General features: G+C 58.1%; 10 protein-coding genes. 4 read left to right on the top strand and 6 right to left on the bottom strand.

Annotation, left to right across the window (positions count from 1 at the left end; all coding sequences use genetic code 11):
- On the bottom strand, nucleotides 1-460 hold a 460-nt coding region (locus AAC035_RS13915), incomplete at its 3' end, for a CHASE3 domain-containing protein (RefSeq protein ID WP_339805155.1).
- A gap of 176 nt (nucleotides 461-636) precedes the next feature.
- Between AAC035_RS13915 and AAC035_RS13910 the strand changes: the two genes are divergently transcribed.
- Nucleotides 637-2,325, top strand: a complete 1,689-nt coding sequence (locus AAC035_RS13910; protein ID WP_339805153.1) for an acetolactate synthase large subunit — start codon at nucleotides 637-639, stop codon at nucleotides 2,323-2,325.
- Nucleotides 2,326-2,470: 145 nt separating this feature from the next.
- On the top strand, nucleotides 2,471-3,766 hold the full coding sequence (locus AAC035_RS13905) for an aminotransferase class I/II-fold pyridoxal phosphate-dependent enzyme (RefSeq protein ID WP_339805151.1): 1,296 nt from the start codon (nucleotides 2,471-2,473) through the stop codon (nucleotides 3,764-3,766).
- Between the two features lie 130 nt (nucleotides 3,767-3,896).
- Here the strand turns inward: AAC035_RS13905 and AAC035_RS13900 are convergent, their stop codons facing one another.
- Nucleotides 3,897-4,124: a hypothetical protein gene (locus tag AAC035_RS13900; RefSeq protein WP_339805148.1), complete on the bottom strand. Its 228-nt coding sequence runs from the start codon at nucleotides 4,122-4,124 to the stop codon at nucleotides 3,897-3,899.
- A gap of 133 nt (nucleotides 4,125-4,257) precedes the next feature.
- Entirely contained in the window at nucleotides 4,258-5,196 is a 939-nt protein-coding gene (locus AAC035_RS13895) for a LysR family transcriptional regulator (RefSeq protein ID WP_339805146.1), read from the bottom strand.
- A 92-nt stretch (nucleotides 5,197-5,288) separates the two neighbouring features.
- Here AAC035_RS13895 and AAC035_RS13890 point away from each other — a divergent pair, with 92 nt between their 5' ends.
- Entirely contained in the window at nucleotides 5,289-6,101 is an 813-nt protein-coding gene (locus AAC035_RS13890) for an inositol monophosphatase family protein (protein ID WP_339805158.1), read from the top strand.
- Nucleotides 6,102-6,190: 89 nt separating this feature from the next.
- On the opposite strand, the gene AAC035_RS13885 is transcribed toward AAC035_RS13890, so the two are convergent.
- A complete protein-coding gene (locus AAC035_RS13885) occupies nucleotides 6,191-6,952 on the bottom strand; it encodes a THxN family PEP-CTERM protein (RefSeq protein ID WP_339805145.1) in 762 nt (253 codons plus the stop codon).
- A gap of 333 nt (nucleotides 6,953-7,285) precedes the next feature.
- On the opposite strand from AAC035_RS13885, the gene AAC035_RS13880 reads away from it, so the two are divergent.
- Nucleotides 7,286-8,494: an acyl-CoA dehydrogenase family protein gene (locus AAC035_RS13880; protein WP_339805143.1), complete on the top strand. Its 1,209-nt coding sequence runs from the start codon at nucleotides 7,286-7,288 to the stop codon at nucleotides 8,492-8,494.
- 227 nt (nucleotides 8,495-8,721) lie between these two features.
- On the opposite strand, the gene AAC035_RS13875 is transcribed toward AAC035_RS13880, so the two are convergent.
- Both AAC035_RS13875 and AAC035_RS13870 read right to left on the bottom strand, forming a co-directional pair.
- Nucleotides 8,722-9,486 (bottom strand): crotonase/enoyl-CoA hydratase family protein, encoded by a 765-nt coding sequence (locus tag AAC035_RS13875; protein ID WP_339805141.1) that lies wholly within the window; start codon nucleotides 9,484-9,486, stop codon nucleotides 8,722-8,724.
- Nucleotides 9,487-9,550: 64 nt separating this feature from the next.
- Nucleotides 9,551-9,799 (bottom strand): zinc-binding dehydrogenase (locus AAC035_RS13870; protein ID WP_339805139.1); only part of this gene is annotated, 249 nt, incomplete at its 5' end.

Genomic DNA, 9,799 nt, shown 5'->3' with positions numbered 1-9,799 from the left:
CCCGCCCCTCCTCAAACTCGGATATCAGCGCGGCTGAGGGCTGGCTCCGGGCACCCTCACGACGTCTCATATCAATAAAATAATCAATGGCGTTTTCCTGCCAGTCGCGGATGGTACGGTCAAGCTCCGTCAGCCGGGCCTGCTGTCCGGGATTGTCTGAAGTCAGGCGTTTTAATGTAGAAAACTCCTCGGCGAGCTCTTTGCGCCCCTGCTCCAACGGCGCCAGAAACCGTTCCTGGCCAGACAACAGAAACCCCCGCTCTCCGGTCTCAATATTGGTCAGTGCCAGCCGCACCTCCTCAACCGTGCGGATAATCTCGTAGGTGTGCATGTTGAGCGCCGTGTTGCGCTGCCGCGACTGGTCACTGAAATAGCTCAGGCCCAACAACAACACAATGATGACGATCAGCAGCATGAAGCCACCGTAAAGACGGGTGGACAGATTCAGATTGTTCAACATGAAGTGCTCCGCATGAGCTGTCTGGTGCCGGTGGGTTCTGGCGTATAAGGTGTTTAGCGGCTGCCCCGTGAGTTTCTTTACAGCCACAGCCAATTCAGGTCAGATGTGAACCATTCAGGCCCGTCACGCCCACAGGGCGCTGACAGAATTCCGACACAGAGAAAGGAGGCACCACCATGACCCGGGATGAACGCAGCGAGGGCGCCCTGTCCGGCGCGGAACTGTTTGTGAAAGCACTGGAGAACGAAGGGGTGCGTTATCTGTTTGGCGTGCCAGGGGAAGAAAACCTCGATTTTCTGGAAGCCCTTCGCAGCTCCTCCATTGAGCTGATCCTCAACCGTCATGAGCAGTCCGCCGGATTCATGGCGGCCACCTACGGGCGGCTGACCGGCAAGGTCGGGGTGTGCCTTTCAACGCTTGGTCCCGGTGCCACCAATCTGGTGACGGCCGCCGCCTATGCCCAGCTGGGCGCCATGCCGATGATGATGATTACCGGCCAGAAGCCCATCAAATCATCCAAACAGGGACTGTTCCAGATTCTGGATGTGGTGGACCTGATGCGCCCGCTCACCAAGTACACCCGGCAGATCACCAATGCCAATACCATTCCCGCCAAATTGCGGGAAGCCTTCCGGCTGGCGTCTGAAGAGCGCCCCGGCGCCGTGCACCTGGAACTGCCGGAAGATATCGCGGCCGAACAGGCCTCCCCCGGCACCCACATCTTCGAACCCAGCGATGCGCGTCGGCCCACTGCCAGTCGCAAAAGCCTGGAGCAGGCCGCAGAACGAATCCGCGCTGCGAAACATCCGCTGATCATGATCGGTGCCGGCGCTAACCGTAAACGGGTCTCCCAGGCACTGATTCACCTGGTGAACTCCACCGCCATCCCGTTCTTCACCACCCAGATGGGCAAAGGCGTGATTGACGAGCGCCACCCCCGCTACCTGGGTAACGCCGCGCTGTCTTCCGGTGATTTTATTCACTGCGCCATAGATCACGCCGATCTGGTCATCAACGTGGGTCATGACGTGGTGGAGAAGCCTCCTTTTTTCATGAAGCCCGGTGGCAAACAGGTTATCCATATCAACTTCAGCGCTGCCGATGTGGACCCGGTGTACTTCCCGCAACACGAAGTGGTGGGCGATATTGCCAACAGCGTGGAATGGCTGGCGGAAAACTGCGAACCCTGCAAGGACCACGACTTCAGCGAATTCATGCGGGTAAAAGCCGCCCTCGAAGAGCACCTGCTGGAACGCTGCGAGGATGACCGCTTCCCGGTGATCCCCCAGCGCATCGTCAATGACGTGCGCCGGGTGATGCCGGAGGACGGTATCATCGCCCTCGACAACGGCATGTACAAACTCTGGTTCGCCCGCAACTACAAGACCTACGATAACAACACGGTGTTACTGGACAACGCCCTGGCCTCCATGGGCGCAGGCTTGCCCAGCGCCATGATGGCCGCCATGCTGTACCCGCACCTGAAAGTGATGGCCATCTGCGGCGACGGCGGCTTCATGATGAACAGTCAGGAACTGGAGACCGCAGTGCGGCTGCAGCTGAATCTGGTCATCGTGATCATCAACGACAACGCCTATGGCATGATCAAGTGGAAGCAGGCCCAGGAAGGCTTTACCAACTTTGGTCTGGATTATGGCAACCCGGACTTTGTCACCTATGCCCAGGCTTACGGCGCCAGCGGCCATCGGGTGAATGCCGCCAACGAACTGATCCCGACCCTCGAGCAGGCATTGGCGGCCGGCGGTGTGCACCTGGTGGAGGTACCGGTGGATTACAGCGAGAACGACCGGGTGTTCAACAAGGAACTGCCGGAGCTGACCTGCAATCTGACCGGCGACCAGTGATGCTGCCAACCCGACCGGGGCCGTTGCGGTAGGCGAACTGCTGGGCCCCTCGGCAATCCCCTACCGCAGATGGCGTCACAGCCACCGGTGGGTTGCCTATACTGCAGGCAGACGACACTTTTCACACAGAGGCTTTTTCCGCCCCATGGACATACCGAACGATCACCGCTACGCCATCAACCTGAACGTACGGGGCATTCAGCCTTCCGCCACCCTGCGCATCAATGAGCTGAGCAATCAGTTGAAGGCGGAAGGTCGGGACATCATCAAGCTGGGTCTTGGCCAGTCGCCGTTTCCGGTGCCCCAGCGAGTCGTTGAAGCCCTGCAACACAATGCGCACGAGAAAGACTATCTGCCGGTGAAAGGGCTCAAACCCCTGCGGGAGGCCATCGCGGGCTATATCAATCGTAGCGAGCGTATGCGCTGCAGCTGGGAGGATGTGCTGATCGGCCCCGGCTCCAAGGAGCTGCTGTTTATCCTGCAACTGGCCTACTATGGCGACCTCCTGATCCCACGGCCCAGTTGGGTATCCTACGCCCCCCAGGCCCGCATCATCGGACGCTCGGTACACTGGCTGCCCACCCACGCCGAAAACAACTGGCAGCTGACCGCCGACGAACTGGACATTATCTGCCGGGATGATCCCTCACGGCCCCGCATCCTGATTCTTAATTACCCGTCGAACCCCACCGGTTGTACCTATACCGACGACCAGTTACTGGCCATTGCCAATGTGGCCCGCAAATACCGGCTGATTCTTCTGTCGGACGAGATCTACGGCGAAGTGCAGTTTGATGGTCGTCACAAGTCCATCGCCCGCTATTATCCCGAAGGCACCATAATCAGCACCGGCATGAGCAAATGGCTGGGTGCCGGCGGCTGGCGCCTGGGTACCTTTATCTTCCCGCCAGAACTGCGCCCCTTGCAGGACGCCATGGCCATTATCGCCAGTGAAACCTACACCGCCACCAGCGCACCCATCCAGTACGCCGCCATTACCGCCTTCAATGGCGGCGACGACATAGATCAGTACCTGCACCAGTCCCGCCGGGTACTGAAAGTAATCGGCGAGTTCATGCACCGCCGACTGACCGAGATGAACGTCGACGTACGCAAACCCGAGGGTGCCTTCTATCTGTTCCCGGATTTCGGTGCCTATCGTGACGCCCTGGAAAAACAGGACATTCGAACCAGTGCCGACTTCTGCAAACGCCTGCTGGAGGATACCGGTATCGCCATTCTGCCCGCCAGCGACTTTGGTTTTCCACCGGATCAGCCCAGCGCCCGCCTCGCCTTCGTTGACTTCGATGGCACCGAAGCGCTGAAGCTGGCCGCCAGCGACTATGCTGACAGGGAACCGGATGATGATTTCGTAAGGCAGGCGGGGCCAAGACTGGTTAACGCGATGGACAAGCTGGAGGTGTGGCTGAAGAGCCTTTGATCGGGGTCGTGGTTTCAGGGGTTTGTGAAGGGTTTTCGAGTGGCTTGTAAAGGCTTCGCACCGGGTTCAAGGGCAAACGGGCACCGGAAGGATATCCGGTGCCTCTGAGTCTGACAGCTTTAATTCAGCATCACGCCGGATCGCGATCAGCCTTGTTCTGCTCGGCTTTGGCCGCGTCGTTATCGGCTTTGCGCTCGGTTTCAGCCTGACGGGTTTCGGTCTTTTCCTGCAGGGTGGCTTCCAGCATCGCTTCCGCTGCATACTGCTGGGCGCTGGCAGCACTGGCGCCGAACACACTCAGCATGGCAACTGCTACAAAGGCCAGGGACTTGTTGAGGTTTGCTTTCTTGACGGACATAACACACTCCTTCCACATAAGTTTAACGATCTGGGTGATCGCCCGGAGCCGGCTATCCGGTTCCTGTTTGCTTCGGAAGTGATTATCAGGATTCGGCCATTCATAAAAAAATTCTTAAACCGTATTCCTCACATCACTGTAAATGATGTGTTACCGGCTCGCTGACCATTGCCTGCCATTGATCACGAATGATTTCTTCCAGCAGCTTGCGCATCCATGTCAGCCCCGGATCCCGGTCATGGCGGGTATGCCATAACAGGTAGAGGTTGATCGGATCCAGCTCAAGGGGCACCGCCTGGAAGACAATGTCCTCACTGAACGCGGGATCACGGGCGCTCATTTCCGGTACCACCGCAATCAGGTCAGAGCGCCTCAATACCGCAGGAATGGCGGGAAAATGATTGACCGATGCCGCCACCCTGCGGCTCAGGCCGCGACGACTCAGGGCTGCATCGACATAGCTGTGGGTTTCCCCGGACAGGGAAATCAGCAGGTGCCGGGCCGCCACAAATGCTTCCAGCGATATCGCCTTGTCCGCCAGCGGGTGGCCTTTACGCATCGCCAGCGCGTGACCGCTCTCCAGCAGCGACAGGCTGCGCAGGCTGGCATCCGGCTCTGCAAAGAGACTGATAGCTATATCCACCTGGGCTTCCCGCAACTGCCGGGCGTTCTCCTCGACGCTGAACGGCATGGCGTGCAGATCAACGTTGGGGGCGGAAACCTCCAGTCGGGCCACCAGTTCCGGCCAGATCATTTCCAGAGTCAGGTCCGGTACTGCAATCCGGAATTTACGACGTGAGCGCAAGGGATCAAAGGAACTGGCGGTGACGGCGTTTGACAGCTCATGCATCGGCAAGCGAATCTGATCCCACAGACTCAGAGCGTAGGACGTAGGTTCGATGTCCCGGCCTTTCTTGACGAACACCGGGTCTTTCCAGACATCCCGCATACGGGCGACCGCATTGGACACTGCAGGCTGGGTCATGGACAGACGGTCTGCTGCCCGGGTGATTGAGCCTTCTGTCATAATGGCGTCAAACACATACAGCAGGGTGAGTTCCTGGTTCTTCAAACCTGACAGCTCCTGTTTATTTCATTCAGGGATCGGCCCGTTTTGATCAAGCTCACTAGTGCCAGCCCACTACATCAATCACGCGCAAACGCATCCAGGGAGTGATTACTGTGACAGACATTGCCGAGTTCGCCGAACGCATCGCACGGGAAGCCGGCGAGATGATCCGCCACGAACGGGAACAGAATACCCTGAGAACGGATTACAAACAGCAAACCGAGCTGGTCACTCACGCCGATGTAATGGCGGATGAGTTCATCACCGGCGCCATCCGCAAGGCCTTTCCGGAACACCGTATTTTATCGGAGGAGACCATGCCGGACCTGAGCCAGGCGGAGAATCTGGACACGCCCCTGTGGGTGGTTGATGCCATCGACGGCACGGTGAACTATGCCTATGGCCACCCCCAGGTGGCCGTCTCTATCGCTTACGCCGAGCAAGGCCGGGTTCAGGTGGGCGTGGTCCACGCGCCATTTTCCGGTGAAACTTTCCGGGCCACCCGGGGCGGCGGCGCCACCCTCAATGGCAACAGCATTCGCCACAGCGGTGCAACGGAGCCACGCCAGGCCCTGTTTGCCACCGGATTTCCGTATACCAAAGACAACCTGGCCCCCCTGCTACGGCGGCTGGATGTGATGATTCACCACTGCCGGGATCTGCGCCGTATCGGCTCTGCTGCGCTGGACATCTGCTGGGTGGCCTGCGGCCGGCTGGACATCTACTACGAGACCGTCAGTCCCTGGGACTTTGCGGCAGCCAAGCTCATCGCCCGGGAAGCCGGTGCGTCAGCGGGTCATTTTACCGAAGTGCCGAAAGGTTACCCGGAGGACCTCTGGGGACAGAACAATCTGGTCACCGCGCCAGGACTCTATGACCGGATTCGGGAGCTGCTGGCCAACGCCTGAGTGGACCGCACAGATATGCCAGAAACTCATAAACGAAAAGGGGTGCCGTGGCACCCCCTCCGGGATTTCAGACTGTAGCGTAAAGCGGCTTACTTGCGAGCACGGCGACGGGCAGCGCCCAAACCAAAGAGGCCAAGACCCAGCAGGGCCAAGGTGCCAGGCTCAGGAACCGGAACGGTAGTGACGTTCAGCTTGGCCAGCAGATCGATAGAAGACTTGTCTTTCTCGGCGGTGAAGAACTCCTCAGTGCCACCGGCAAAGCCAACCAGGTCCAGCGAATAGATGTTGTTACCCAGCTGGAACTCAGAGCTGGTTACCCAGGCAAACTCGTCCAGAGTAACGATGTCGTCCACAGCACCTACATTATCGATAATGTCGTATGACGCAGTCTTTGTGCACCAGAAAAGAAACCACTTCACGCACTGCTCGCCTTGCCCAACGACTACGGGCGCAGTGTTTGGTGTTTCATTGTGACTGAATACAAAGGTTCCCGTTGCAGAGCCCGTATCACCAAAGCCACTAAAGCCCAGGTCTACTGACAGATCTACACCCGTAACAGCGTCGCCGTAGATAGGCTTGTTGATGTGGGTAAACGTACCCAGCACAAACGGCTGATCATCTGCGATAGAGAAGGGCAGCGGACTGGTGCCGTCGAACTTATAACCGCTCTGGCCATAACCTGCGGATTGTCCCCAGCTGATATGGTTGGTACCCACACCATTTACGTTGCTACCGCCAACGGGATTAATGAACTGGCCATCAACGGCCGTCAGGTCTACCGGAAACGCAAATACGGCGGCAGAAAAAGCAAAAGCTGCAAAGCCGGTCAGTAATTTATTGATTGTCTTCATGGAAAGTCCCTTGAGTGAATGCTGACTACTGATTCGGTTAAGCACCACTCATGCCAATATTTCATCCATATGATTTTATTGGAATTAATCTTCATAAAGACCGGTGAAACATCTGACCTGTAAAGCAGTCCGACACCGACATTGTGAAACAATGTTACAGCGCCCTGATGGGTGCGGCGCATCGCTGGCTATAGCCAGCGTTAGCCCAGCAACCACACCAATATGAGCATTCTGTAAACATTATCGACACCTACTGGCAGCCAGCAGACACAAGACAACTACCCGGATTTCACCTAGGTTCAAACGAACCTTCCTGATATAACGAGGTCTCACATGCATTTCGCCTATTCCGATAAGGTCAATGAACTGCTTTCCCAGGTGCAGGCTTTTATGGACGAGCATATTTACCCTGCTGAAGAAGCAGTGCTGGCGGAAATCCAGCAGCTGGGTCCCTGGAAGGTGTCGCCGCAACTGGAAGCCCTAAAGGCCATCGCCAAAAAACAGGGGTTGTGGAATCTGTTTCTACCGGAATCCGACCATGGCGCCGGGCTGACCAACCTTGAGTACGCGCCCCTGTGCGAGATCATGGGCCGGGTGGCTTTTGCGCCGGAGGTGTTCAACTGCTCGGCACCGGACACCGGCAATATGGAAGTGCTGGCCCGCTACGGTACCGATGACCAGAAACAACAGTGGCTGGAGCCCCTGCTCAATGGTGAGACCCGGTCCTGTTTTGCCATGACCGAGCCGGCCGTGGCCTCCAGTGACGCCACCAACATCCAGTCCTCCATTCGCCGGGAAGGCGAGGAGTACGTCATCAACGGCCACAAGTGGTTTTCCTCCGGCGCCACCGATCCCCGCTGCTCGCTGTTCATCTTTATGGGCAAGACCGATCCGGATAACCCGGACCGGCACAAGCAGCAATCCATGATCATCGTGCCCCGTAACGCCGACGGTGTGGAGATCGTAAGGCCACTGCCGGTGTTCGGCTACGAAACCCTCGACCGGGTAACCGAGGTAAAATTCAATAATGTGCGGGTACCTGCCGGCAACATGCTGCTGGGCGAAGGTCGTGGTTTCGAGATCGCCCAGGGCCGCCTGGGGCCCGGCCGGATTCACCATTGCATGCGACTGATCGGACTGGCCGAAAGAATGCTGGAGAAGATGTGCCAGCGTACCCAGCAACGGGTAACCTTTGGCCAGGCGGTATCTACCCAGTCGGTCACTCTGGAGCGGATCGCAGAATCACGGATTGCCATAGAGCAGGCCCGCCTGCTGACCCTGAAGGCCGCCTGGATGATGGATACGGTGGGTAACAAAGTGGCGAAAGCTGAAATTGCCATGATCAAGATTGCAGCCCCGAACATGGCCTGCAAGGTCATCGACTGGGTGATGCAGGCCCACGGTGGCGCCGGGGTGATCAACGATCACGGCATTGCTGCCGCCTATGCGGTGGCCCGCTTCCTGCGGATTGCCGATGGCCCTGATGAGGTTCATCGCAATCAGCTGGGGCGGATTGAACTTAAAAAACATCCGATTGACTGAGTTTTCCAGGCACGACCTCTGAGTCAGTGCCCTTCGACGAGCTCAGGGCAAACGGATAATGAGAGCCTCAAAGGCCTCCCAACACCGTTCATCCTGAGCCCGTCGAAGGATGAAAACTCCGGAGTCAACACCCTTCGACCCTTCGTCAGGCTCAGGGTCAGGGTGAACGGGGGTATATAGGGCTCAGGGCGAACGGGGTATATAAGGATGAACGGGGCCTCAAATCCTCAGCGGTTTTTCCAGACCGGGGCCCGCTTCTCGGCGAATGCCCTGGAGCCTTCGATGGCATCTTCGGACTTCATCACCGGCGCCACCAGTTCACTCTGGCGCTCAAACATTTCGTCCAGTGACCAGTCCTGGGACCGGGCAATCACGGTTTTGGTTACCCGCAAGGACATGGGTGCGTTCACTGCGATGCGGCCGGCCAGTTCCAGGGCACCTTCCATCGCCTTGCCAGGTTCCGCCAGGTGGTTGATCAGCCCCAGTTCGTGCATGCGCCGGGCATCTGCCATATCTCCGGTTAATGCCAGCTCCATGGCCACCCGGTAAGGCACCTGTCGCGGCAGACGCAATAGCCCGCCCGCAGCTGCAGCCAGGCCACGCTTCACTTCCGGCAGTCCAAATTTGGCGTTGTCTGCCGCCACAATCAGGTCACAGGCCAGGGCCAGCTCACAGCCACCCGCCAGTGCGTAGCCTTCGATAGCGGCGATCACCGGTTTGCTGACAAAAGCCTGCACAAAGCCGGCGAAGCCCTTGTCGCCAACGCTGACATTCTCTCCCGCCACAAACGCCTTCAGATCCATGCCTGCACAGAAGCTACCGCCGGCACCGGTTAGAATGATTGCGCGAACGTCCTCGCGTGCTTCCACTTCGTCCAGAGTCCGGGCCATGGCTTCGGCCAGCGCCTGGTTGACAGCGTTCTTGGCCTCAGGACGATTCAGGGTAATTACCGCAACACCGTCCTGTACACTCAGCTGAATGACATCACTCATAACAGGTTCTCTTGCTTCAGGATTAAGGGATGGCCCGCCACCAGGACGAGCCGGCAATATTGCATCACGCCGGGTTCTGCCCCGCCTCGGTCAAAACGACGATCTTGCCCACGGCCCGACGCTCGGCCAGGTCAATCAGCGCACGAACACCATCCTCTAACGGATAGCGGGCAGAAATCCGGGGCTTGATACGGCCCTCGGCCAGCCATCCCACCAACTCCTCCGACAAGGCGTCATAACGGGCCTTTTCATGAGTCTGGAGCGCGGGATAGTTGACCCCGATGATGGCGCAGCCTTTCAGCAGGGCGAGGTT

Source organism: uncultured Marinobacter sp., from assembly GCF_963974375.1.
GTDB lineage: Bacteria > Pseudomonadota > Gammaproteobacteria > Pseudomonadales > Oleiphilaceae > Marinobacter.
Note: the sequence above shows the minus strand (reverse complement) of the source record. Positions and strands in the feature narration are given on the sequence as shown.

Excerpts from the sequence above, each read along its gene's own strand:
- AAC035_RS13875 (WP_339805141.1), bottom strand. The coding sequence starts at position 9,486 with ATGAGTGATGTCATTCAGCTGAGTGTACAGGACGGTGTTGCGGTAATT.
- AAC035_RS13885 (WP_339805145.1), bottom strand. The coding sequence starts at position 6,952 with ATGAAGACAATCAATAAATTACTGACCGGCTTTGCAGCTTTTGCTTTT.
- AAC035_RS13905 (WP_339805151.1), top strand. The coding sequence starts at position 2,471 with ATGGACATACCGAACGATCACCGCTACGCCATCAACCTGAACGTACGG.
- AAC035_RS13910 (WP_339805153.1), top strand. The coding sequence starts at position 637 with ATGACCCGGGATGAACGCAGCGAGGGCGCCCTGTCCGGCGCGGAACTG.
- AAC035_RS13900 (WP_339805148.1), bottom strand. The coding sequence starts at position 4,124 with ATGTCCGTCAAGAAAGCAAACCTCAACAAGTCCCTGGCCTTTGTAGCA.
- AAC035_RS13880 (WP_339805143.1), top strand. The coding sequence starts at position 7,286 with ATGCATTTCGCCTATTCCGATAAGGTCAATGAACTGCTTTCCCAGGTG.